This is a genomic window from Bacillus sp. ISL-78 (assembly GCF_018613455.1).
GTDB lineage: Bacteria > Bacillota > Bacilli > Bacillales > DSM-1321 > Peribacillus > Peribacillus frigoritolerans.
Genome location: NZ_JAGGQC010000042.1, coordinates 15,943 through 40,726 on the forward strand (window position 1 = coordinate 15,943; position 24,784 = coordinate 40,726).

A 24,784-nucleotide genomic window follows, 5' to 3' on the forward strand; every position below is an offset into this window, starting at 1 on the left:
ATAATGTGGGTCTCAAATTCGGAATGAAGCTGAACGAAAAGTATCTTCAGTTTGAGGATGATGAATTGATAGGGTTGGTGCACACTGGAGACAGTGAAGCGCTTGATTATTTGATCCAAAAGTATCGTAATTTTGTAAGAGCGAAGGCAAGGACTTATTTCTTGATTGGTGCCGATAAGGAAGACATCGTGCAAGAAGGTATGATTGGTTTATATAAAGCCGTCCGTGATTTTAAAGGGGATAAGTTATCTTCTTTTAAAGCATTTGCAGAACTATGCATTACGAGGCAGATCATTACAGCTATCAAAACAGCAACACGTCAAAAACATATTCCGCTCAATTCCTATGTTTCCCTGGACAAGCCAATTTATGATGAGGAATCGGACCGAACTCTAATGGATATCATATCGGGTACGAAGGTTTTGGACCCGGAAGAACTGATCATCAACCAAGAAGAGTTTGACGATATCGAACTAAAGATGGCCGAGCTCCTGAGTGATCTTGAGAGAAAAGTGTTAGCTCTTTACCTGGATGGACAAACCTACCAAGAAATTTCGGAAGAGTTGAACCGGCATGTTAAGTCAATCGACAACGCCCTTCAGCGGGTGAAAAGAAAGCTCGAGCGCTATCTGGAAGTAAGGGAAATCAGTTTATAATCCCTCCGCTTTTTCCGCTTAATTTCATCTGTCCCTTCTCCACATGGAAGTTTTTTATTCACTAAGATTTTTTAGATACAAGCCGATGTTTTGATTTACGTTGTCCATAATGGGTGAAACCCGCTTTGATATTGACAATAAAAAACAGTCGTGATAAGGTTTTATGGATATAGTAGATAGGATAGGTGTATCTAATGCGAAAAAAAATAGTTCTTGCCTGCAACGATTGCGGTTCAAGAAATTATAGTTATGAGAGCAAACAATCGACAAGCGGCGAACGGCTGGAAATCAAGAAATTTTGCAGTACTTGCAACTCACACTCGATTCATAAAGAAACGAAATAACCGTTTTATAAATAGATTGACAGAAGCTTCTAATGCTTGGAGGTACATTCATGAAACGTTTTACCGAATTTTTCAGCGGAGTCGCTCGCGAAATGCAAAAAGTAAGCTGGCCGAAACGCAAGGAGCTTACCAAATATACAATCGTGGTGGTAACGACTGTAGTATTTATGGCTTTATTCTTTACAGTGGTCGATTTGGGTATTTCCGAATTAATTCGCTTAGTTATTGAATAAGAGATTCGAAAATAAGGTATAATAGTGATAGAATAATATGTGTCAGCAGAAAAGCCCGGAAACGGGTTTTTTAATTTGTCTTTTTTAATAAGTGAAGAAGTTTAAAAACGAGTGCTGCTGTAATATGAATCATCACAATATATTCTAGTTAAGTTCGGGATGACGCCTGTTTGGTTTTTGGCTAAAACGTTCAAAGATAAAGATTAATAAAGAAAATGATTGATTGCAGGGAGGGAAGGACGTTAAAGTCCTAACACATGGAAAAGAATTGGTATGTAGTTCACACCTATTCAGGTTATGAGAACAAGGTTAAAGCTAACTTGGAAAAACGTGTTGAAACTATGGGGATGGAAGACAAGATCTTTCGCGTTGTAGTTCCAGAAGAAGAAGAAACAGAAGTGAAAGATGGCAAAAAGAAAGTGACCAAAAAGAAAGTGTTTCCAGGTTATGTGTTGGTTGAGATCATCATGACGGATGATTCATGGTATGTTGTCCGGAATACGCCTGGGGTAACAGGTTTCGTGGGTTCATCTGGAGCCGGGTCAAAACCGACTGCATTGCTTCCGGAAGAAATTGAAGTCGTTCTTAAACGAATGGGCGTAGATGAAAGCAAAATCGAAGTTGATTTTGAAATCGGTGATACGGTTCAAGTTAAAGAAGGACCATTTGCAACTTTTGCAGGACCGATTGAAGAACTTGATAAAGACAAAGGGAAAGTAAGGGTCCTAGTCAATATGTTCGGCCGTGATACACCGGTTGAACTTGATTTTAATCAAGTGGAAAAATTATAAACGGAAAAAAACTTGAAATTGCCTTTTGAAAGTGGTAAAATTTCAAAGGTCAGTATGTTTCAATTTTTAGGCCTCAACGATACAAGCATTCTTTATTAATATATAAAGAATTCAAGATGAGTGGGAGGGTATTACCCTATTACCACATCACGGACTTATAAGGAGGTGTGTCTCGTGGCTAAAAAAGTAATTAAAATGGTTAAATTGCAAATTCCTGCTGGTAAAGCGAATCCGGCACCGCCAGTCGGTCCTGCATTAGGTCAAGCTGGTGTAAACATCATGGGATTCTGTAAGGAGTTCAACGCTCGTACAGCAGATCAAGCTGGTCTAATTATTCCTGTTGAAATCACGGTATTTGAAGACCGTTCATTTACATTCATTACAAAAACTCCACCGGCTGCAGTATTGCTTAAGAAAGTAGCAGGTATCGAGTCTGGTTCTGGTGAACCTAACCGTAATAAAGTTGCTACAGTCAAGCGTGATCAAGTGCGCGAGATTGCTGAAACTAAAATGCCTGACCTAAACGCTGCAAGCGTCGAAGCTGCAATGCGTATGGTTGAAGGTACTGCTCGCAGCATGGGTATTGTCATCGAAGACTAATCCATGTAATTGCTATTTGTTTCTACGGGGTTGCGATTGATACTCGCAACCTTTATTCGTGGGAGGTCATTCCGTTAAAACCACAATTTAGGAGGATTTATATCATGGCTAAAAAAGGTAAAAAGTATCTTGAAGCAGCTAAGCTTGTAGAAGTTTCTAAGGCTTATGCTGTAACTGAAGCAATCGAAGTTGCTAAAAAAGCAAACTTCGCAAAATTCGATGCGACTGTTGAAGTTGCTTTCCGTTTAGGCGTAGACCCTAAGAAAGCTGACCAACAAATTCGTGGAGCTGTTGTTCTTCCGAATGGTACTGGTAAAACTCAACGCGTATTAGTATTCGCAAAAGGCGAAAAAGCAAAAGAAGCGGAAGCTGCTGGTGCTGACTACGTTGGCGAATCTGACTACATCAACAAAATCCAACAAGGATGGTTCGAATTCGATGTAATCGTTGCGACTCCAGACATGATGGGTGAAGTTGGTAAACTTGGCCGTGTATTAGGACCTAAAGGATTAATGCCTAACCCTAAAACTGGCACAGTAACTTTCGATGTAACGAAAGCTGTTAATGAAATCAAAGCTGGTAAAGTTGAATACCGCGTAGATAAAGCTGGTAACATCCACGCTCCAATCGGTAAAGTATCTTTCGAAGATGCTAAACTAGTGGAAAACTTCACTACTATCTATGATACATTATTGAAAGTTAAACCTGCGGCTGCTAAAGGAACTTACATGAAAAACGTTTCTGTAACAACTACAATGGGCCCTGGCGTGAAAGTTGATCCTTCTTCTTTCAAATAAATAATTGACATACCAAAACTATTATTGTTATAATAAGTTTTGTTGTGAATAAATGAATACTATTTGTACCGTAGACAGTAGGTGCTCATTACGAGCTTAATTCCCTGCCGAGGTAATTCGATAATAATAGTCCTTGACTATGACTTTTGAAATTACTGCCTTCATGTCTGCAATAGAGATGAAGGCTTTTTCTTTGAAACGGTATAAATGTTTTCAAGCAAATCTACAGGAGGTGTAAGGATGAACGCAATTATTGAACAAAAGCAAAAAATCGTTGCTGAGATTTCTGAAAAGTTAACTTCAAGCCAATCAACAGTAGTTGTTGACTACCGTGGATTGACTGTTGCAGAAGTAACAGAACTTCGTAAGCAACTTCGTGAAGCTGGCGTTGAGTTTAAAGTTTACAAAAACTCTATGACTCGCCGTGCTGCTGAAAGTGCTGAGCTTAGCGCTTTGAACGAATCATTAACAGGTCCAAACGCAATTGCATTCTCAACTGAAGATGTTATTGCGCCAGCAAAAATCCTTAACGATTTTGCGAAAAAACATGAAGCGTTAGAAATCAAAGCTGGAGTTATCGAAGGAAATGTTGCAACTGCTGAAGAAATTAAAGCTCTTGCAGAACTACCTTCACGCGAAGGCCTACTTTCAATGCTACTCAGCGTGCTACAAGCACCTATGCGCGGACTTGCTCTTGCTACAAAAGCTGTTGCAGAGCAAAAAGAAGAACAAGGCGCGTAAGCTAACCGCTTATTTAGCCTGCTGATTCAAAAAAAACCAACCATTTCGAGGAGGAAATAAAAATGACTAAAGATCAAATCATTGAAGCAGTTAAAAACATGACTGTTTTAGAATTAAACGACCTTGTAAAAGCAATCGAAGAAGAATTTGGCGTAACTGCTGCTGCACCTGTAGCTGTAGCTGCTGCTGGTGGCGCTGCTGCTGAAGAAAAAACTGAGTTTGATGTAGTTCTTACATCTGCTGGAGATCAAAAAATCAAAGTTATCAAAGCTGTACGTGAAGTTACAGGTCTTGGACTTAAAGAAGCAAAAGAACTTGTTGACAACACTCCAAAAGCAATCAAAGAAGGCGCTTCTAAAGAAGAAGCTGAAGAAATCAAAGCTAAACTTGAAGAAGTTGGAGCTGGCGTTGAAGTTAAGTAATCTTGCATAAACAAAAAGCTCGCTATCATTGGCGGGCTTTTTTTCTTCATTTTTAAAGAAATGACGGGAACTGGCCGTTAATGGTTTGGTAACGAGGATATCGTTACTGGACATTCCGGCGTGCAAGCATCCTTCTTCAATTCTCTTCTCTCATTAAATCTTCAATATTCCTTTCTGATAGGGGGAGATGACTCTGACAGAGCATTACTACTCACATAAACCGGATGTCGTAAGCAATCCGAAATTTTGGGATTTCACATTAAAGGGACGTACATTTCGCTTCAAAAGTGATAATGGTGTTTTTTCGAAAAAGGAAGTTGATTTCGGATCGCGTCTTTTGGTTGAGAGTTTCAACCTTCGTGAAGCTGTGGAAGGAAATATTCTCGATGTTGGTTGCGGGTATGGACCGATCGGAATATCGATTGCGGCAGCTTATCCCGATAGAACGATAGAAATGATTGATATAAATAGCCGGGCGGTTGAATTGTCAAAAGAGAATGCTGCTTCTAATGGGATCGCAAATGTGAAGATTTACGAAAGCGATCGTTTTGACAAAGTTGCCTCCAATCAATTCGCAGCGATTCTTACGAACCCTCCCATTCGCGCAGGTAAAAGTGTAGTCCACGAAATTTTGGAAGAAAGCTATCGCAGTTTGGTAGCTGGTGGAGAATTATGGGTTGTCATTCAAAAAAAACAAGGGGCTCCATCCGCAATGGATAAAATGGAGCAATTATTTGGAAAAGTTGAAGTGCCTGTTAAGAAAAAAGGTTACTATATACTATTATCCAAAAAGGTTTGACTCTAAATTTTTGCTATGTTAGTATTATAAAATGCATATATATAATTCCGTAACTATGCAATTTTTATACCATTGGTGTATAATCAATGGATAATATGGGAAAAATATATAAATAATAGTTCGTTTTATGAGAAATAGTGGTTTTTAAAATAAAAACCATTTTCTTTTTGTCTATGGAAATGATTCCTTTTCCGAGGCAAATGGATCCTTATAACGCTTGATTTAAGGGGTGAATCAGTTGACAGGTCAACTTGTTCAGTATGGACGACACCGCCAACGTAGAAGTTATGCAAGAATCAGTGAGGTTTTGGACCTTCCGAATCTGATTGAAATTCAAACAGCTTCTTATCAATGGTTTCTAGATGTAGGTTTAAAGGAAATGTTCCAGGATATTTCTCCTATTGAGGATTTTACAGGTAATTTATCGTTAGAATTCATCGATTACAGCTTAGCTGAGCCGAAGTATTCTGTGGAAGAAACAAAAGAACGCGATGTTACGTATTCTGCACCACTTCGTGTGAAAGTGCGCCTTGTTAACAAAGAAACAGGGGAAGTAAAAGACCAAGATGTATTTATGGGTGACTTCCCGCTGATGACTGAAACAGGTACATTTGTCATCAATGGTGCTGAACGGGTAATTGTATCCCAATTAGTGCGCTCACCGAGTGTTTACTACAATGGGAAAATGGATAAAAACGGTAAGCTTGGGTTCTCCGCGACCGTTATTCCTAACCGTGGCGCATGGCTCGAATACGAAACAGACGCCAAGGATGTTGTGTATGTTCGAATCGACCGCACCAGGAAATTACCGATCACGGTATTGATGCGTGCCCTTGGATTCGGAACTGATCAAGAAATCATCGATTTGATCGGTGACAACGAATACCTTCGCAACACTCTTGAAAAGGATAACACCGAGAGTGTGGAAAAAGCATTACTAGAAATCTATGAGCGTCTACGCCCAGGTGAACCGCCTACTGTCGAAAACGCGAAAAGTCTTTTAGTATCACGCTTTTTTGATCCGAAACGTTATGATTTAGCTAATGTAGGCCGTTATAAAATAAACAAAAAACTGCATATTAAGAACCGTTTATTCGGACAACGTATTGCAGAGACTTTGATTGATCCTGAAACGGGAGAAATCATTGTTGAAAAAGGTACAATGCTTGATCGTCGGACTCTTGATAGGATTCTGCCTCATATCGAAGGTGGAATTGGATTCAAAACATTCCATCCATCAGGTGGTGTAGTAGAGGAAGAAACTCTTCTTCAACCTATTAAAGTGTTTGCACCAAACGATGCTGAAGGCGAAAAAGTGATCAATATCATCGGTAATGCTTATGTGACCGACCAGGTCAAAAACATTACACCGGCTGATATCATTTCTTCCATCAGTTATTTCTTTAATTTATTGCATGGTGTGGGAATCACGGATGACATTGACCATTTAGGTAACCGTCGTCTGCGTTCCGTTGGTGAATTGCTGCAAAACCAATTCAGAATTGGTTTATCCCGTATGGAGCGTGTTGTCCGTGAAAGAATGTCCATTCAGGATACGAACACAATCACTCCACAACAACTAATCAACATTCGCCCGGTCATTGCATCCATTAAAGAGTTCTTTGGAAGTTCACAGCTTTCCCAGTTCATGGATCAAACGAACCCGTTGGCTGAGTTGACCCATAAACGTCGTCTATCTGCATTGGGACCTGGTGGTCTGACACGTGAGCGTGCTGGCTTTGAAGTACGTGACGTTCATTATTCCCACTATGGCCGCATGTGTCCGATTGAAACGCCTGAGGGACCGAATATTGGTTTGATTAACTCGTTATCCAGTTTTGCAAAGGTTAACCCATATGGCTTCATTGAAACACCATACCGCCGTGTGGACCCTGAAACAGGTAAAATTACAAGCCAAATCGATTACTTAACAGCTGATGAGGAAGATAACTATGTAGTTGCCCAAGCGAATGTACGACTGTCGGATGATGGCTCATTCCTTGATAACGATGTTGTTGCACGTTTCCGCGGTGAAAATACCGTTGTTCCGCGTGACCGTGTAGATTACATGGATGTATCTCCTAAACAGGTTGTATCTGCCGCGACTGCATGTATTCCTTTCTTGGAAAACGATGACTCCAACCGTGCCCTTATGGGAGCGAACATGCAACGTCAAGCAGTTCCTTTGCTTCAACCGGAAGCCCCTCGGGTAGGAACGGGTATGGAGTATGTTTCAGCGAAAGACTCCGGTGCTGCCGTAATCTGTAAACACCCTGGTATCGTAGAGCACGTTGAATCAGGTGAAGTATGGGTACGTAGGGTAAGTGAAGTAGACGGGCAGCAGGTAAAAGGAAATCTTGATAAATATCGTCTATTAAAATTCATTCGTTCCAACCAAGGAACGTGCTATAATCAACGCCCTATCGTAAGCGTTGGCGACAACGTCGTAAAAGGTGAAATTCTTGCTGATGGTCCTTCAATGGAAAAAGGTGAGTTGGCACTTGGACGTAACGTATTGGTAGCCTTCATGACATGGGATGGATATAACTATGAAGATGCCATCATCATGAGTGAACGATTGGTTAAAGATGATGTGTACACTTCCATTCATATTGAAGAATATGAGTCTGAATCACGCGATACAAAATTAGGGCCTGAAGAAATCACACGTGATATCCCTAACGTAGGGGAAGATGCGCTTCGTAATCTTGATGAGCGCGGAATTATCCGTGTGGGTGCTGAAGTGAAAGACGGAGACCTTCTCGTTGGTAAAGTCACGCCTAAAGGTGTAACGGAACTGACTGCTGAGGAACGTTTATTACATGCAATCTTCGGTGAAAAAGCACGTGAAGTAAGGGATACATCACTTCGTGTACCTCACGGCGGCGGCGGAATCGTTCTTGATGTTAAAGTGTTTAACAGAGAAGACGGCGATGAACTGCCTCCTGGTGTAAACCAACTCGCACGTGTATATATCGTTCAAAAACGTAAAATCCATGAAGGCGATAAAATGGCCGGACGACATGGTAACAAAGGGGTAATCTCCAGGATTCTTCCTGAAGAAGATATGCCTTATCTACCGGACGGCACTCCAGTCGACATCATGTTAAACCCATTGGGTGTACCTTCACGTATGAACATCGGTCAGGTGTTGGAGCTACACTTAGGTATGGCTGCACGCGCACTTGGCATTCATGTAGCATCTCCTGTATTCGATGGTGCCACTGAGGAAGACGTTTGGGGTACGATTGAAGAAGCCGGTATGTCCCGTGATGCAAAAACTGTCCTTTATGATGGCCGTTCAGGTGAAGCATTCGATAACCGTGTATCAGTTGGTGTCATGTACATGATCAAACTGGCGCATATGGTCGATGATAAACTTCATGCACGTTCAACTGGACCTTACTCCCTTGTTACGCAGCAACCACTTGGTGGTAAAGCGCAATTTGGTGGACAGCGTTTCGGTGAGATGGAAGTATGGGCGCTTGAAGCTTATGGTGCCGCTTATACATTACAAGAAATCCTAACCGTTAAATCAGATGATGTCGTGGGCCGTGTTAAAACGTACGAAGCGATTGTCAAAGGTGAAAATGTCCCTGAACCAGGCGTTCCTGAGTCATTCAAAGTATTGATTAAGGAGCTTCAAAGTTTAGGATTGGATGTTAAAATCCTCAATGCCGAAGATCGTGAAATCGAAATGCGTGATTTGGAAGATGAAGATGAAGCCAACCAAGCAGACAAATTAAGCCTTGATTCAGAAACTAAAGATATGGTTGCTTCCGAAGTAGGGGCACCTGTCAAAGAATAAAATTAAATATAAACATATCCAGTTATATATTACCTGCTCTGACTGGCAGCGAGATGTTCATTAGAACATCATGCTGCCTTGTTAGAGCCTTATTGATTCAATCAACCATCATCCGGTGTAAGATTGCCTCATAACGTGACGGCAATCAAGGGTTAAACCTGGAGATTAAAAGGGAGGTAGGCCCCTTGTTAGACGTTAATAATTTTGAGTATATGAAAATTGGTCTTGCTTCACCAGACAAGATTCGTTCTTGGTCCCATGGAGAAGTTAAAAAACCAGAAACAATCAACTATCGTACGTTAAAGCCAGAAAAAGACGGTTTATTCTGTGAGAGAATTTTTGGACCTCAAAAGGACTGGGAATGTCATTGCGGAAAATATAAACGTGTTCGTTATAAAGGCGTAGTCTGTGACCGTTGTGGCGTTGAAGTCACCCGTGCTAAGGTGCGTCGTGAGCGTATGGGTCATATTGAGCTGGCAGCACCAGTTTCACACATATGGTATTTTAAAGGAATTCCTAGCCGTATGGGACTTGTTCTTGATATGTCTCCACGGGCTTTGGAAGAAGTTATTTACTTTGCATCTTACGTAGTAACTGAAACGGGCGATACGACTTTAGAAAAGAAACAGCTTCTTTCTGAAAAGGAATATCGTACATACCGTGAAAAATACGGTAAGAAATTCCAAGCTGCCATGGGTGCGGAAGCTATTAAGAAACTATTACAAGATATTGATACGGAAAAGGAAGTAGAGTCGTTGAAAGAGGAGCTTAAAACAGCCCAAGGACAACGCAGAACCCGTGCAATCAAACGCTTGGAAGTGCTTGAAGCATTCCGTAACTCCGGAAATGAGCCTTCATGGATGATCCTTGACGTGCTTCCGGTCATTCCACCGGAGCTTCGTCCTATGGTTCAACTTGATGGAGGACGTTTTGCCACATCTGATTTAAATGATTTATATCGCCGTGTTATCAACCGTAATAATCGGTTGAAAAGATTACTGGACCTTGGAGCACCAAGCATTATCGTTCAAAATGAGAAGCGTATGCTGCAAGAAGCTGTCGATGCTCTTATCGATAATGGCCGTCGTGGCCGTCCGGTAACTGGACCAGGTAACCGTCCGTTAAAATCTTTATCTCACATGTTAAAAGGTAAACAAGGTCGTTTCCGTCAAAACCTTCTTGGTAAACGTGTTGATTACTCTGGCCGTTCCGTTATCGTAGTCGGACCAAACCTAAAGATGTACCAATGTGGTCTTCCGAAAGAAATGGCGATTGAATTATTCAAACCATTCGTAATGAAGGAGCTTGTTCAAAGAGGTCTGGCGCATAACATCAAATCCGCTAAGCGCAAAATTGAACGTTTATCTCCTGAAATATGGGATGTCCTAGAAGAAGTCATTAGAGAACACCCAGTACTATTGAACCGTGCACCGACTCTTCATAGACTTGGGATCCAAGCATTTGAACCAACGTTGGTTGAAGGTCGCGCAATTCGTTTGCATCCGCTCGTATGTACAGCTTACAACGCTGACTTTGACGGTGACCAAATGGCGGTCCACGTTCCTCTATCTTCTGAAGCACAAGCCGAAGCACGCATGCTTATGCTTGCAGCACAGAACATTTTGAACCCTAAAGATGGTAAACCTGTCGTTACACCTTCTCAAGATATGGTATTAGGTAACTATTACTTAACGTTGGAAAGAGAAGGCGCTATCGGTGAGGGTATGATCTTTAAAGATACAAGTGAAGCATTACTTGCATACCAAAACGGATATGTACACTTACATTCCCGTTGTGCCGTACATGCATCGTCACTAACTAATGAAACATTCACTGAAGAACAAAACGGCCAACTTCTAATTACGACTGTTGGAAAATTGATCTTCAATGAAATTTTACCTAAATCATTCCCGTATATTAACGAACCGACACGTTATAATCTGGAAACCAAAACTCCAGAGAAATATTTTGTGGAAAAGGGCGCTAATATCCCTGAATTGATTAAGTCCCAACCTGCTATCGATCCTTTCAAGAAGAAAATTCTTGGAAATATCATCGCGGAAGTCTTTAAACGCTTTAAAATTACCGAAACATCCAAAATGCTTGACCGGATGAAAGATCTTGGATTCAAATATTCGACAAAAGCTGGTATTACCGTTGGTGTGGCTGATATTGTCGTTTTAAAAGAAAAACAAGAAATCATTACTGAGGCTCAAACCAAAGTGGATAACGTCTTGAAACAATTCAGACGCGGTCTTATTACTGAGGATGAGCGTTATGATCGCGTCATTTCGATTTGGAGTGCTGCCAAGGATACCATTCAGTCCAAACTTATGGACTCCCTGGACCGACGCAACCCAATCTTCATGATGAGTGATTCCGGTGCCCGTGGTAATGCTTCCAACTTTACGCAGCTTGCTGGTATGCGTGGTTTGATGGCCAACCCGGCTGGACGTATCATTGAATTACCGATCAAATCAAGTTTCCGTGAAGGTTTAACAGTGTTGGAGTACTTCATCTCTACACATGGTGCTCGTAAAGGTCTTGCCGATACAGCGCTTAAAACGGCCGATTCCGGTTACCTTACCCGTCGACTTGTTGACGTTGCCCAAGATGTCATCATCCGTGATGACGATTGTGGAACGGACCGCGGCTTGAAAATTTCAGCCTTGAGAGAGGGTACTGAAATAATTGAGCATCTTGAAGAGCGCCTAGTTGGCCGTTATGCAAGAAAAGCGATCAGACATCCAGAAACAAATGAAGTAATCGTGGCTGAAAATGATCTTATTACTGAAGATCTTGCTAACTATATTGAATCACTTGGAATCGAAACGGCATGGATTCGTTCTGCCTTTACATGTAACACCAGCCATGGTGTATGTAAAAAATGTTATGGTCGCAACTTGGCTACCGGTCAAGAAGTTGAAGTGGGCGAAGCAGTCGGTATCATTGCCGCTCAATCAATCGGAGAACCTGGTACACAGTTGACGATGCGTACATTCCATACAGGTGGGGTTGCTGGGGACGATATCACTCAAGGTCTTCCTCGTATCCAAGAAATATTTGAAGCAAGAAACCCTAAAGGTCAAGCTGTCATTTCCGAAATTGAAGGAACGATTGTTTCCATCAATGAAATCCGGGATAAACAACAGGAAATCGTCGTTCAAGGTGCTGTTGAATCACGCACATATACTGCGCCGTACACAGCACGTTTAAGAGTAACTGTCGATACACCTGTCCGTCGTGGTGAAGAGTTGACAGAGGGTTCCATCGATCCGAAAGAATTGCTGAAGGTTACAGACGTGCTTACTGTTCAGGAATACCTGCTTCATGAAGTTCAAAAAGTATACCGGATGCAAGGTGTTGAAATTGGTGATAAGCACATCGAGGTAATGGTTAGACAAATGATGCGTAAAGTCCGTGTGCTTGATGCAGGTGAAACTGAAGTGCTTCCAGGAACATTATTGGATGTCAACCAGTTCACTACTGCAAACACTGATGCATTGTTGACCAACAAATTACCGGCAACAGGCCGTCCTGTATTGCTAGGTATCACAAAAGCATCTCTTGAAACGGATTCCTTCTTGTCCGCCGCGTCATTCCAAGAAACAACTAGGGTCTTGACTGATGCAGCAATAAAAGGAAAACGTGATGAATTGCTTGGGCTTAAAGAAAATGTCATCATCGGTAAACTTGTCCCTGCAGGAACGGGAATGCTTAGATACAGAAAAGCAAACCCTGTCGTTGTTGACGAAAGTGCCGATACAGTAACAGTGGATTAATGGAAAAAGGACCAGCTCAATAATTTAAACTGAAAACCACACTCCCGTTTCCTATAGGAGATGAAGGATCAGAATTTATTGAGCTGGTCTCTCTTATTACTAAAGGCCGGCTGAAAAGCCTATGAGAATTTGATAATTTCCGTTTGGGCAAATTGAAAATCTTAATAGAATTATGTAAGGAAAACCTTTTGCTTGAATTATTTTTTTGAAAGAAGTTGACAGTATCCGACTTATAATGATACTATAGCAAAGGTGCTCCTATGTTACCCTGTAACTTTGGAGGATATGGACCATGTCTTATGAAAAAGTAATACAGGCAAAGTCAGTGATTATAGGGACGAAGCAAGCAGTTAGAGCTCTTAAAAACAATTTAATTCAAGAAGTTATCATCGCTGATGATGCAGATATATACTTGACTGGGCGTGTCGTTGAGACCGCCAAAGAATTGGATGTTCCTATCACATATGTTGATTCGATGAGAATGCTTGGCAAAGCATGTGGTATTGATGTCGGAGCAGCAACTGTTGCCATTAAAAAGTAAAAATGTTTTTGCAATAATATTTGCAAAGACTTTGTTTTTACCCATTTATGAACCACCTGGATGTGTGGTACTAGAAATGAAAACGTGAAGGGAGGAAAAATGTAATGCCTACTATTAATCAATTAGTGCGTAAAGGACGCGAGTCTAAAGAGGTTAATTCAAAATCTCCAGCACTTAACAAAGGCTACAACAGCTTTAAAAAAGCACAAACTAACGTATCATCTCCGCAAAAACGTGGTGTTTGCACTCGTGTGGGTACTATGACACCGAAAAAACCAAACTCCGCGTTACGTAAATATGCGCGTGTACGTTTAACAAACGGTATCGAGGTAACAGCTTATATCCCAGGTATCGGTCACAACCTACAAGAACACAGCGTGGTTCTTATCCGTGGCGGACGTGTAAAAGATTTACCAGGGGTACGTTACCATATCGTACGTGGTGCTCTTGATACAGCTGGAGTTAACAATCGTATGCAAGGCCGTTCTAAATACGGTACTAAGCGTCCGAAAGCAGCAAAAAAATAATCTAAAACCAAAATTGAACTTTCTTGAAAGGAGGAAATATAATGCCTCGTAAAGGACCTGTAACGAAAAGAGACGTATTACCAGATCCAATATATAATTCAAAACTTGTGACTCGCTTAATCAACAAATTAATGGTTGATGGACAAAGAGGTAAATCACAAAAAATTCTTTACTCTGCATTTGATTTAATCAAAGAACGTACTGGCAATGAGCCGATCGAAGTTTTCGATCAAGCACTTAAAAACATCATGCCTGTACTAGAAGTAAAAGCACGCCGTGTGGGTGGAGCTAACTACCAAGTACCAGTTGAGGTGCGTCCAGACCGTAAATCGACTCTAGGACTTCGTTGGTTAGTAAACTACTCTCGCCTTCGTGGAGAAAAAACGATGGAAGAGCGTTTAGCTTATGAAATCATGGATGCTGCCAACAATACTGGAGCAGCAGTTAAGAAACGTGAAGATACACACAAAATGGCTGAAGCCAACAAAGCTTTCGCTCATTATCGCTGGTAAGATTAATCACTATAAAATCCTTATAGAAGGAAGGAGAAAGACAAATGGCAAGAGAGTTCTCCTTAGCAAACACTCGTAATATCGGTATCATGGCTCACATCGATGCTGGTAAAACGACAACAACAGAACGTGTTCTATATTACACTGGTAAAATTCACAAAATTGGTGAAACGCACGAAGGTGCTTCACAAATGGACTGGATGGAACAGGAACAAGAACGCGGAATCACGATCACTTCCGCTGCAACAACTGCGCAGTGGAAAGGTCACCGTGTAAACATCATCGATACACCAGGACACGTAGACTTCACAGTTGAAGTTGAACGTTCTTTGCGCGTACTTGATGGAGCTGTAGCTGTACTTGATGCCCAATCAGGTGTTGAGCCTCAAACTGAAACGGTTTGGCGCCAAGCTACAACTTACGGTGTACCACGTGTCGTATTCGTAAATAAAATGGACAAAATCGGTGCAGACTTCTTGTATTCAGTTGGAACTATCCACGATCGTTTACAAGCTAACGCTCACCCAGTTCAGTTACCAATCGGAGCAGAGGATCAATTCTCTGCAATCATTGACCTAATTGAAATGAAAACTCATTTCTACGGTAATGACCTAGGAACTGATATCACTATCGGTGAAATTCCTGAAGAACACCGGGAATTAGCTGAAGAATACCGTGAAAAGTTAATTGAAGCAGTAGCAGAAGTTAATGAAGACTTAATGGAAAAATACCTTGGCGGCGAAGAAATCAGCATTGCTGAATTAAAAGCAGCCATCCGTACAGCAACCGTTAATGTTGAATTCTTCCCAGTTATCTGCGGATCGGCTTTCAAAAACAAAGGTGTTCAATTAATGCTTGATAACGTTATCGACTTCCTTCCTTCTCCATTGGATGTACCAGCTATCAAAGGTACATTACCGGATTCAGAAGATGAAGTTGAACGTCATTCAGATGATTCTGAACCGTTCTCTGCTTTAGCGTTTAAAGTTATGACTGACCCTTACGTTGGTAAACTTACATTCTTCCGTGTGTACTCTGGTACACTAGAATCAGGATCTTATGTAATCAACTCAACTAAAGGAAAACGTGAGCGTATTGGACGTATCCTTCAAATGCACGCAAACAGCCGTGAAGAAATTTCTACTGTATATGCAGGAGATATAGCAGCAGCCGTTGGTTTGAAAGATACTACAACTGGAGATACTCTATGTGATGACAAGAACCAAGTAATTCTTGAGTCCATGGTATTCCCAGAGCCAGTTATCTCTCTATCAGTTGAGCCGAAATCAAAAGCAGACCAAGACAAAATGTCTCAAGCTTTACAAAAGCTTCAAGATGAAGATCCAACATTCCGTGCGCATACTGACCAAGAAACTGGTCAAACGATCATCGCTGGTATGGGTGAACTTCACTTGGACATCCTTGTTGACCGTATGCGTCGCGAATTCAAAGTGGAAGCAAACGTTGGTGCTCCTCAAGTAGCATACCGTGAAACTTTCCGTGGTTCAGCTAAAGTTGAAGGTAAATTCGTTCGCCAATCTGGTGGTCGTGGACAATTCGGACACGTATGGATCGAATTTGGTCCAAACGAAGAAGGTAAAGGATTCGAATTTGAAAATGCTATCGTAGGTGGTGTAGTACCACGTGAATATATCCCTGCTGTACAAGCTGGATTAGTTGATTCACTTGACCGTGGTGTACTTGCTGGTTACCCGCTAGTCGACATCAAAGCTAAATTATTCGACGGATCTTACCATGACGTTGACTCCAATGAAATGGCATTTAAAATCGCTGCATCTATGGCACTTAAAAATGCGGCATCTAAATGTAGTCCTGTCATCCTTGAACCGATCATGAAAGTGGAAGTAGTTATTCCAGAAGATTACCTAGGCGACATCATGGGAGATATCACATCTCGTCGTGGTCGTGTAGAAGGTATGGAAGCTCGCGGCAACACGCAAATGGTTAAAGCGATGGTTCCACTATCTGAAATGTTCGGATATGCTACATCTTTACGTTCTAACACTCAAGGACGCGGAACATTCTCTATGCACTTCGATCATTATGAAGAAGTACCTAAGAGCATTTCTGAAGAAATCATCAAAAAAAATAAAGGTGAATAATTGATTTTCATCTCTTATTAAAGTATAACTATCTTATGTAAGCTGTGATGGAAGAATTAGTCTTCTTTCACAGCCCCTATATACTTAATTTTTTATTTATAATTTTAAGGAGGAATTCCTAATGGGAAAAGCTAAATTTGATCGTTCAAAACCGCACGTTAACGTTGGAACAATTGGTCACGTTGACCATGGTAAAACAACTCTAACTGCTGCAATCACAACTGTACTTGCTAAATCTGGTGGAGCTGAAGCTCGCGCTTATGACCAAATTGATGGTGCTCCAGAAGAAAGAGAACGTGGTATCACAATCTCTACTGCACACGTTGAGTACGAAACAGCTACTCGTCACTATGCACACGTTGACTGCCCAGGACATGCTGACTATGTTAAAAACATGATCACAGGTGCTGCACAAATGGACGGCGGAATCCTAGTAGTATCTGCTGCTGATGGCCCAATGCCACAAACTCGTGAGCACATCCTTCTTTCTCGTCAAGTAGGTGTACCATACCTAGTAGTATTCATGAACAAATGCGACATGGTAGATGACGAAGAACTTCTTGAATTAGTAGAAATGGAAATCCGTGATCTACTATCTGAATACGAATTCCCTGGCGATGACATTCCAGTTATCAAAGGATCTGCCCTAAAAGCTCTTCAAGGAGAAGCTGCTTGGGAAGAAAAAATTCATGAATTAATGACAGCTGTTGACGAGTACATCCCAGAACCAACTCGTGACACTGACAAGCCATTCATGATGCCAGTTGAGGATGTATTCTCAATCACTGGTCGTGGAACAGTTGCAACTGGTCGTGTTGAGCGTGGACAAGTTAAAGTCGGTGACGTTGTTGACATCATCGGTTTCAACGAAGAGTCTAAACCAACAACTGTAACTGGTGTTGAAATGTTCCGTAAACTTCTTGACTATGCTGAAGCTGGTGACAACATCGGTGCACTTCTTCGTGGTGTATCCCGTGAAGATATCCAACGTGGACAAGTTCTTGCTAAACCAAGCACTATCACTCCACACACAAAGTTCAAAGCTGAAGTTTATGTTCTTTCTAAAGAAGAAGGTGGACGTCACACTCCATTCTTTACAAACTACCGTCCTCAGTTCTACTTCCGTACAACTGACGTAACTGGTATTTGTAACCTTCCTGAAGGCGTAGAAATGGTTATGCCTGGAGACAACATCGAAATGACTGTAGAACTTATCGCTCCAATCGCTATCGAAGAAGGTACTAAATTCTCTATCCGTGAGGGTGGACGTACTGTAGGCGCTGGCGTAGTTGCTACAATCCAAGAATAATTGATTGATAAAACAATATTGGAAGGGACGCCTTCCGGAAGAAGCAGATGGGACGCCATCTGCTTCTTTTCTTTTTGTAAAGAATATTCATTCTTTCTTCTATAATAACTGGAGTTTATTTAATGGGTTTCTTGATAATTTCAAATGAAGAAAATGGATACGAAAGACCGCGTAGAATGTACTTGTAAATACTTGTGATAGTATGTATAATAATAAAAGTGTGTTGCACAAGAAAAAATCTAAGTTTGACTTGCATTTCACTTGTGTTATATGTAAAATAGACAATGTTGGTCTTTGACTGCGATGATATGGAAGGTTGCTGACACACCCGGCCGCTTTGCCATGGCGAGTGTGTGGGAAATTTCCATTGAGAAGGTCTATTTTAAAATAGGCGAAAAGGAGGGAAAATTATGGCAAAACAAAAAATTCGTATCCGTTTAAAAGCATATGATCACAGAATCCTTGATCAATCTGCTGAGAAAATTGTTGAAACTGCAAAACGTTCTGGTGCGGCTGTATCTGGTCCGATTCCATTACCTACTGAAAGATCGGTTTACACGATCCTACGTGCGGTTCATAAATACAAAGATTCTCGCGAACAATTCGAAATGCGTACGCATAAACGTCTAATCGACATCGTTAATCCAACTCCACAAACAGTTGATTCATTGATGCGTTTAGATTTACCGTCAGGCGTTGACATTGAAATCAAATTATAATTCATATAAATATGAACAATTACTCTAGGAGGTGTGACTTATGACCAAAGGAATCTTAGGAAGAAAAATCGGTATGACTCAAGTTTTTGCTGAAAACGGTGAACTTATTCCGGTAACAGTTATCGAAGCTGCTAATAACGTGGTTCTTCAAAAGAAAACTGTTGAAACTGATGGCTATGAAGCAGTTCAAGTTGGTTTTGAAAACAAACGTGAAAAGCTTTCTAACAAACCTGAAAAGGGCCATGTTGAAAAAGCAAATACTACTCCTAAGCGCTTCATTCGCGAATTCCGCGGAACGGATCTTACTGAATATGAGATCGGTCAAGAAGTCAATGTTAGTATTTTCGCTGAAGGCGATTTAGTAGATGTATCAGGAATTTCAAAAGGTAAAGGTTTCCAAGGCTCTATCAAGCGTCATGGACAATCTCGCGGACCTATGTCTCATGGTTCTCGTTACCACCGTCGCCCAGGTTCAATGGGTCCTGTAGCTCCAAACCGCGTATTCAAAGGTAAACTTTTACCAGGACGTATGGGTGGAGATCAAATCACTGTTCAAAACTTAGCTATCGTTAAAGTTGATGTTGAACGTAACCTACTATTGATCAAAGGTAATGTACCTGGTGCTAGAAAAGCATTGATCAAAGTTAAATCTGCTGTTAAAGCAAAGTAATTTCTGAGAAAGGAGGAGCAATAGAATGCCAAAAGTTACATTGTTCAACCAAACAGGTTCACAAGTTGGCGACATCGAACTAAATGAATCCATCTTTGGTATCGAACCTAATAATCACGTATTATTTGAAGCAATCATCATGCAACGAGCTTCCTTACGTCAAGGAACTCATAAAGTTAAAAACCGTTCTGAAGTTGCAGGCGGTGGACGTAAACCTTGGAAACAAAAAGGAACTGGACGTGCGCGTCAAGGTTCTATCCGTTCTCCACAATGGCGTGGCGGTGGCGTTGTTTTTGGACCAACTCCAAGATCTTACGCTTACAAGCTACCTAAAAAGGTACGTCGTTTAGCTATTAAATCTGCATTGTCTGCAAAGGCATTGGAAGAGAACATTTTGGTACTTGAAAGCTTGTCTTTCGAAGCTCCAAAAACAAAAGAGTTTGTAGCGGTACTTAAAAACCTTTCTGTAGATACTAAAACGTTAGTCGTTACTGACGGTTTAGATGAGAAAGTTGCTCTTTCTGCACGTAACATCCCTGGTGTTACTGTAGTTGAAGCTGATGGTCTTAATGTTCTTGATGTTGTTTCACACAACAAATTGATCTTGACTAAATCAGCTGTCGAAAAAGTAGAGGAGGTGCTTGCATAATGGATGCACGCGATATCATTAAGCGCCCCGTAATCACTGAACGCTCTTCAGACATAATGGCTGAAAAGAAATATACTTTTGAAGTTGATGTTAGAGCTAATAAAACTCAAGTTAAAGATGCTGTTCAAGAAATTTTCGGCGTTAAAGTTGAGAAAGTAAACATCATGAACTACAAAGGTAAATTCAAACGCATGGGCAAACATGCAGGCTATACTAACAAGCGCCGTAAAGCTATTGTTAAATTAACTGCTGACAGCAAAGAAATCGAGCTATTCGAGGCTTAATTCATTAGAGAAGGAGGGAAATACAAATGGCGATTAAGAAGTATAAACCTACCTCTAACGGTCGACGTAATATGACAACTTCCGATTTTGCTGAGATCACTACAGACAAACCGGAAAAATCATTACTTGCTCCTTTACACAGCAAAGGCGGCCGTAATAACCAAGGTAAGTTAACAGTTCGTCATCAAGGTGGCGGCCACAAGCGTCAATACCGTATCATCGATTTCAAACGGAATAAAGATGGTATACCAGGACGCGTTGCTACTATTGAGTACGATCCAAATCGTTCTGCAAACATTGCATTAATTAATTACGTTGATGGAGAAAAACGTTATATCCTAGCTCCGAAAAACCTAGAAGTAGGTTTGGAAGTTATGTCAGGTCCAGAAGCTGACATCAAAGTGGGTAACGCACTACCTCTAATTAACATCCCAGTTGGTACAGTAATTCATAACATCGAGCTTAAACCAGGAAAAGGTGGACAATTAGTCCGTTCAGCAGGTACATCTGCTCAAGTACTTGGTAAAGAAGGCCGTTATGTACTTGTACGTTTAAACTCAGGTGAGGTTCGTATGATTCTTGCTACTTGCCGTGCTTCAATCGGTCAAGTCGGTAATGAACAACATGAACTTATCAACATTGGTAAAGCTGGCCGTAACCGTTGGTTAGGTAAACGCCCAACAGTTCGTGGATCTGTAATGAACCCGAATGATCACCCACACGGTGGTGGTGAAGGTAAAGCGCCAATCGGACGTAAATCACCAATGTCTCCATGGGGTAAACCTACTCTTGGATTCAAAACTCGTAAGAAGAAAAATAAATCCGATAAATTTATCGTACGTCGTCGTAAAAAATAACGGGATTGAGCTACGGTTCATAAATAGAACCGTAGAACAGTCACGAAGGGAGGTACTCGCATGGGTCGTAGCTTAAAAAAAGGACCTTTTGTTGATGATCATTTATTGGTAAAAGTTGAAAAATTAAATGAAGCTGACAAGAAACAGGTAGTAAAAACTTGGTCTCGTCGCTCAACAATCTTCCCGCAATTCATCGGACACACAATCGCCGTTTATGACGGTCGTAAGCACGTGCCGGTTTATGTAACAGAAGATATGGTAGGTCACAAACTAGGCGAATTCGCGCCTACACGCACTTATAAAGGTCACGCAAGTGATGACAAGAAAACAAGACGTTAATGAGAGGAGGGCATCTCATGCAAGCTAAAGCTGTCGCTAAAACAGTTCGTATTGCTCCTCGTAAAGTGCGTTTAGTCGCAGATTTAATTCGAGGAAAACAAGTAGGTGAAGCAGTGGCGATTCTTCGCTTAACACCAAAATCTGCTTCTCCAGTCGTAGAAAAAATTCTGAAATCTGCTATCGCAAATGCAGAACATAACTACGAAATGGATATTAATAACCTAGTCGTTTCAGAAGCATACGTTAATGAAGGACCAACATTAAAACGTTTCCGTCCTCGCGCTCAAGGTCGTGCGAGTGCAATTAACAAACGTACTAGTCATATTACAATCGTTGTATCAGAAAAGAAGGAGGGGTAATCTGTGGGTCAAAAGGTAAATCCAATCGGTATGCGTATCGGGATAATCCGTGACTGGGAATCCAAATGGTACGCTGATAAAGACTACGCAGTTCTTTTGCATGAAGACATCAAAGTTCGTGAATATATCGCGAAACGTCTAAATGATGCTTCTGTTTCAAAAGTTGAAATCGAGCGTGCAGCTAACCGTATCAATGTATCTGTCCACACTGCTAAACCAGGAATGGTTATCGGTAAAGGCGGTACTGAGGTCGAAGCACTTCGTAAAGCTTTGAACCAGTTGACTGGCAAAAGAGTTCATATCAATATCATCGAAATTAAAAGAGCAGATCTTGACGCAAAATTGGTTGCAGAAAACATCGCTCGTCAATTAGAAAACCGTGTTTCATTCCGTCGTGCTCAAAAGCAAGCTATCCAACGTACTATGCGTTCTGGAGCAAAAGGAATCAAAACTCAAGTTTCTGGTCGTCTTGGCGGTGCTGATATTGCTCGTGCTGAACATTACAGCGAAGGAACAGTTCCACTTCACACACTTCGTGCAGACATAGACTATGCTCATGCTGAAGCAGATACTACTTACGGTAAGCTAGGCGTGAAAGTTTGGATCTACCGTGGAGAAGTTCTTCCTACTAAGAAGAAATCTGAGGAAGGAGGAAAATAATATGTTATTGCCAAAACGCGTAAAATACCGTCGTGAACACCGCGGTAAGATGAGAGGGATGGCTAAGGGCGGCACTGAAGTTCACTTCGGAGAATTTGGACTTCAAGCTCAAGAAGCTTCCTGGATCACGAACCGCCAAATCGAAGCAGCTCGTATTGCGATGACTCGTTATATGAAACGTGGAGGTAAAGTTTGGATCAAAATCTTCCCAAGCAAACCTTACACAGCTAAGCCGCTTGAAGTACGGATGGGTTCCGGTAAAGGTGCTCCTGAAGGATGGGTAGCAGTTGTTAAACCGGGCAAAGTCATGTTTGAAATCTCTGGTGTATCTGAAGAGGTGGCAAGAGAAGCATTGCGCCTTGCAGCACACAAACTTCCAATCAAATGCAAGTTTGTAAAAAGAGAGGAAATTGGTGGTGAAACAAATGAAAGCTAATGAAATCAAAGATCTAACCACTGCTGAAATTGAACAAAAACTAAAATCTCTTAAAGAAGAACTATTTAATCTTCGTTTCCAGTTAGCTACTGGACAACTTGAAAATACAGCTCGCATCCGTGAAGTTCGCAAATCGATTGCTCGTATGAAAACAGTTGTTCGTCAAAGAGAAATCGGTGTCACTAATCGATAATGAATGGAGGTTTGCAGAATGAGCGAACGCAACCAACGCAAAATCTACACTGGACGCGTAGTATCCGACAAAATGGATAAAACAGTTACAGTTGTTGTAGAGACCTATAAAAAGCATTCTTTATACGGTAAACGCGTGAAATATTCTAAAAAGTTTAAAGCTCATGACGAGCTAAACGAAGCTAAAGCAGGCGACGTAGTACGTATCATGGAAACTCGTCCACTTTCAGCTACAAAACGCTTCCGTCTTGTAGAAGTAGTAGAAAAAGCAGTAATCATTTAATCTAGTTCGGATTAAGCTAATTCCGAAGGGAGGTACCGTACATGATTCAACAAGAATCTCGTTTAAAAGTCGCTGACAATTCAGGTGCTCGTGAAGTGCTAACAATTAAAGTCCTAGGTGGTTCAGGCCGTAAGACTGCAAACATCGGTGATATCATCGTTTGTACAGTTAAACAGGCAACACCAGGAGGCGTTGTTAAAAAAGGTGAAGTCGTTAAGGCTGTTGTTGTCCGTACAAAACGTGGTATGCGTCGTCCTGACGGTTCTTACATTCGTTTCGATGAAAACGCATGTGTAATTATCCGTGACGATAAGAGCCCACGTGGAACTCGTATTTTTGGACCTGTTGCTCGTGAATTACGTGACAATAGTTTCATGAAGATCGTTTCTCTTGCTCCAGAAGTTCTATAATATGTAAAATTTGTATAAAGCCTTTCAAGGAGGTGCCAAGCTAATGCATGTTAAAAAAGGTGACAAAGTCGTAGTCATCTCTGGTAAGGACAAAGGCAAACAAGGAACAATTCTTTCTGCATATCCGAAACAAAATCGTGTACTTGTTGAAGGAATTAACATCGTGAAAAAGCATTCAAAGCCATCTCAACTTAATCCACAAGGTGGAATTATCAGTAAAGAAGCTGCTATTCACGTATCCAATGTAATGCCACTTGATCCTAAATCAGGTAAACCGACTCGTGTTGGATATAAGATCGAAAATGGTAAAAAAGTACGCGTAGCTAAAATATCAGGTGAATCTTTAGATAAATAAGTCATAAATGAAGGGAGGTACACTAAGCAATGAGCCGCCTTAAAGAAAAATTCAAAAGTGAAATTACACCATCATTGATGGGTAAATTCAACTATCAATCAGTAATGCAAGTACCAAACATTGAGAAAATCGTTATTAACATGGGTGTGGGTGACGCAGTTTCTAACTCGAAAGCTTTAGATACAGCAGTTGAAGAACTTACATTGATCACTGGTCAAAAACCCGTTATAACAAAAGCAAAAAAATCAATCGCAGGTTTCCGTTTGCGTGAAGGTATGCCTATCGGAGCGAAAGTTACATTACGTGGTGAGCGTATGTATCAATTCCTTGATAAGCTAGTATCTGTATCTTTACCGCGTGTACGTGATTTCCGTGGCGTTTCAAAGAAATCCTTTGACGGACGTGGAAACTATACATTAGGCGTTAAAGAACAACTTATCTTCCCTGAGATTGATTACGATAAAGTGAGCAAAGTTCGTGGTATGGACATCGTTATCGTAACGACTGCCAACACTGACGAAGAAGCTCGTGAACTACTTACTCAAGTTGGAATGCCGTTCCAAAAGTAATCTCTAAATAAAGGGAG

Annotated in this window: 30 protein-coding genes and 1 other annotated feature; all 30 genes read left to right on the plus strand. The window is 41.1% G+C overall.

The genetic code is table 11. The annotated features are described in order from the left end of the window. Positions 1–23 precede the first annotated feature (23 nt). Complete coding sequence (sigH, locus tag J7I96_RS25490) at positions 24–656, plus strand: RNA polymerase sporulation sigma factor SigH (RefSeq protein ID WP_094246690.1); 633 nt, start codon at positions 24–26, stop codon at positions 654–656. Positions 657–850: 194 nt separating this feature from the next. Then, a complete protein-coding gene (rpmG, locus tag J7I96_RS25495) occupies positions 851–1,000 on the plus strand; it encodes a 50S ribosomal protein L33 (RefSeq protein WP_072273931.1) in 150 nt (49 codons plus the stop codon). Between the two features lie 50 nt (positions 1,001–1,050). Then, entirely contained in the window at positions 1,051–1,233 is a 183-nt protein-coding gene (secE, locus tag J7I96_RS25500) for a preprotein translocase subunit SecE (RefSeq protein WP_034305062.1), read from the plus strand. Positions 1,234–1,490: 257 nt separating this feature from the next. Further along, positions 1,491–2,024, plus strand: a complete 534-nt coding sequence (gene nusG / locus J7I96_RS25505; RefSeq protein ID WP_048677866.1) for a transcription termination/antitermination protein NusG — start codon at positions 1,491–1,493, stop codon at positions 2,022–2,024. A 174-nt stretch (positions 2,025–2,198) separates the two neighbouring features. Then, on the plus strand, positions 2,199–2,624 hold the full coding sequence (rplK, locus tag J7I96_RS25510) for a 50S ribosomal protein L11 (protein WP_034305057.1): 426 nt from the start codon (positions 2,199–2,201) through the stop codon (positions 2,622–2,624). A 104-nt stretch (positions 2,625–2,728) separates the two neighbouring features. Further along, on the plus strand, positions 2,729–3,421 hold the full coding sequence (gene rplA / locus J7I96_RS25515; protein ID WP_048677868.1) for a 50S ribosomal protein L1: 693 nt from the start codon (positions 2,729–2,731) through the stop codon (positions 3,419–3,421). A 50-nt stretch (positions 3,422–3,471) separates the two neighbouring features. Continuing rightward, positions 3,472–3,622, plus strand: a sequence feature (ribosomal protein L10 leader region). Positions 3,623–3,661: 39 nt separating this feature from the next. Further along, the gene (gene rplJ / locus J7I96_RS25520; RefSeq protein WP_048677870.1) at positions 3,662–4,162 is read left to right on the plus strand and encodes a 50S ribosomal protein L10; all 501 of its coding nucleotides are present in this window, start codon (positions 3,662–3,664) and stop codon (positions 4,160–4,162) included. Between the two features lie 62 nt (positions 4,163–4,224). Then, a complete protein-coding gene (gene rplL / locus J7I96_RS25525) occupies positions 4,225–4,584 on the plus strand; it encodes a 50S ribosomal protein L7/L12 (protein ID WP_048677872.1) in 360 nt (119 codons plus the stop codon). Between the two features lie 193 nt (positions 4,585–4,777). After that, positions 4,778–5,383, plus strand: a complete 606-nt coding sequence (locus tag J7I96_RS25530; protein WP_214773336.1) for a class I SAM-dependent methyltransferase — start codon at positions 4,778–4,780, stop codon at positions 5,381–5,383. 238 nt (positions 5,384–5,621) lie between these two features. Beyond that, positions 5,622–9,191: a DNA-directed RNA polymerase subunit beta gene (gene rpoB / locus J7I96_RS25535; RefSeq protein ID WP_214925801.1), complete on the plus strand. Its 3,570-nt coding sequence runs from the start codon at positions 5,622–5,624 to the stop codon at positions 9,189–9,191. A gap of 185 nt (positions 9,192–9,376) precedes the next feature. Continuing rightward, complete coding sequence (gene rpoC / locus J7I96_RS25540; RefSeq protein ID WP_214925802.1) at positions 9,377–12,973, plus strand: DNA-directed RNA polymerase subunit beta'; 3,597 nt, start codon at positions 9,377–9,379, stop codon at positions 12,971–12,973. A 292-nt stretch (positions 12,974–13,265) separates the two neighbouring features. Beyond that, complete coding sequence (locus J7I96_RS25545; RefSeq protein WP_034305040.1) at positions 13,266–13,514, plus strand: 50S ribosomal protein L7ae-like protein; 249 nt, start codon at positions 13,266–13,268, stop codon at positions 13,512–13,514. A 104-nt stretch (positions 13,515–13,618) separates the two neighbouring features. Next, on the plus strand, positions 13,619–14,041 hold the full coding sequence (gene rpsL, locus J7I96_RS25550; RefSeq protein ID WP_034305038.1) for a 30S ribosomal protein S12: 423 nt from the start codon (positions 13,619–13,621) through the stop codon (positions 14,039–14,041). A 41-nt stretch (positions 14,042–14,082) separates the two neighbouring features. Next, positions 14,083–14,553, plus strand: a complete 471-nt coding sequence (rpsG, locus tag J7I96_RS25555; RefSeq protein ID WP_048677878.1) for a 30S ribosomal protein S7 — start codon at positions 14,083–14,085, stop codon at positions 14,551–14,553. Between the two features lie 44 nt (positions 14,554–14,597). Further along, positions 14,598–16,676 carry an elongation factor G gene (gene fusA, locus J7I96_RS25560; RefSeq protein WP_048677880.1) on the plus strand — a complete coding sequence of 693 codons (2,079 nt, stop codon included), beginning with the start codon at positions 14,598–14,600 and terminating at the stop codon, positions 16,674–16,676. Positions 16,677–16,797: 121 nt separating this feature from the next. Then, complete coding sequence (gene tuf / locus J7I96_RS25565) at positions 16,798–17,985, plus strand: elongation factor Tu (RefSeq protein WP_054398381.1); 1,188 nt, start codon at positions 16,798–16,800, stop codon at positions 17,983–17,985. A gap of 410 nt (positions 17,986–18,395) precedes the next feature. Continuing rightward, positions 18,396–18,704: a 30S ribosomal protein S10 gene (gene rpsJ / locus J7I96_RS25570; protein ID WP_019244375.1), complete on the plus strand. Its 309-nt coding sequence runs from the start codon at positions 18,396–18,398 to the stop codon at positions 18,702–18,704. A 40-nt stretch (positions 18,705–18,744) separates the two neighbouring features. Beyond that, on the plus strand, positions 18,745–19,374 hold the full coding sequence (gene rplC, locus J7I96_RS25575) for a 50S ribosomal protein L3 (RefSeq protein WP_048677885.1): 630 nt from the start codon (positions 18,745–18,747) through the stop codon (positions 19,372–19,374). Between the two features lie 25 nt (positions 19,375–19,399). Then, a complete protein-coding gene (rplD, locus tag J7I96_RS25580; RefSeq protein WP_034305025.1) occupies positions 19,400–20,023 on the plus strand; it encodes a 50S ribosomal protein L4 in 624 nt (207 codons plus the stop codon). After that, a complete protein-coding gene (gene rplW, locus J7I96_RS25585; RefSeq protein WP_170946989.1) occupies positions 20,020–20,307 on the plus strand; it encodes a 50S ribosomal protein L23 in 288 nt (95 codons plus the stop codon). The genes rplD and rplW overlap by 4 nt, the downstream gene beginning before the upstream one ends. A 26-nt stretch (positions 20,308–20,333) precedes the next feature. Then, the gene (gene rplB / locus J7I96_RS25590; protein WP_034305021.1) at positions 20,334–21,164 is read left to right on the plus strand and encodes a 50S ribosomal protein L2; all 831 of its coding nucleotides are present in this window, start codon (positions 20,334–20,336) and stop codon (positions 21,162–21,164) included. Between the two features lie 60 nt (positions 21,165–21,224). Then, a complete protein-coding gene (gene rpsS / locus J7I96_RS25595) occupies positions 21,225–21,503 on the plus strand; it encodes a 30S ribosomal protein S19 (protein ID WP_034305018.1) in 279 nt (92 codons plus the stop codon). 17 nt (positions 21,504–21,520) lie between these two features. Next, a complete protein-coding gene (rplV, locus tag J7I96_RS25600; protein ID WP_034305017.1) occupies positions 21,521–21,862 on the plus strand; it encodes a 50S ribosomal protein L22 in 342 nt (113 codons plus the stop codon). A gap of 3 nt (positions 21,863–21,865) precedes the next feature. Next, positions 21,866–22,522 carry a 30S ribosomal protein S3 gene (rpsC, locus tag J7I96_RS25605; protein WP_034305014.1) on the plus strand — a complete coding sequence of 219 codons (657 nt, stop codon included), beginning with the start codon at positions 21,866–21,868 and terminating at the stop codon, positions 22,520–22,522. Between the two features lies 1 nt (position 22,523). Then, positions 22,524–22,958 carry a 50S ribosomal protein L16 gene (rplP, locus tag J7I96_RS25610; RefSeq protein WP_034305012.1) on the plus strand — a complete coding sequence of 145 codons (435 nt, stop codon included), beginning with the start codon at positions 22,524–22,526 and terminating at the stop codon, positions 22,956–22,958. Beyond that, positions 22,948–23,151 (plus strand): 50S ribosomal protein L29, encoded by a 204-nt coding sequence (gene rpmC, locus J7I96_RS25615; protein ID WP_034305010.1) that lies wholly within the window; start codon positions 22,948–22,950, stop codon positions 23,149–23,151. The genes rplP and rpmC overlap by 11 nt, the downstream gene beginning before the upstream one ends. 18 nt (positions 23,152–23,169) lie before the next feature. Further along, positions 23,170–23,433, plus strand: a complete 264-nt coding sequence (rpsQ, locus tag J7I96_RS25620) for a 30S ribosomal protein S17 (RefSeq protein WP_048677887.1) — start codon at positions 23,170–23,172, stop codon at positions 23,431–23,433. Between the two features lie 41 nt (positions 23,434–23,474). Beyond that, complete coding sequence (gene rplN / locus J7I96_RS25625) at positions 23,475–23,843, plus strand: 50S ribosomal protein L14 (RefSeq protein WP_034305005.1); 369 nt, start codon at positions 23,475–23,477, stop codon at positions 23,841–23,843. 43 nt (positions 23,844–23,886) lie between these two features. After that, entirely contained in the window at positions 23,887–24,198 is a 312-nt protein-coding gene (gene rplX / locus J7I96_RS25630; RefSeq protein WP_034305002.1) for a 50S ribosomal protein L24, read from the plus strand. A 29-nt stretch (positions 24,199–24,227) separates the two neighbouring features. Then, positions 24,228–24,767 (plus strand): 50S ribosomal protein L5, encoded by a 540-nt coding sequence (gene rplE, locus J7I96_RS25635; protein ID WP_048677889.1) that lies wholly within the window; start codon positions 24,228–24,230, stop codon positions 24,765–24,767. Positions 24,768–24,784 lie beyond the last annotated feature (17 nt).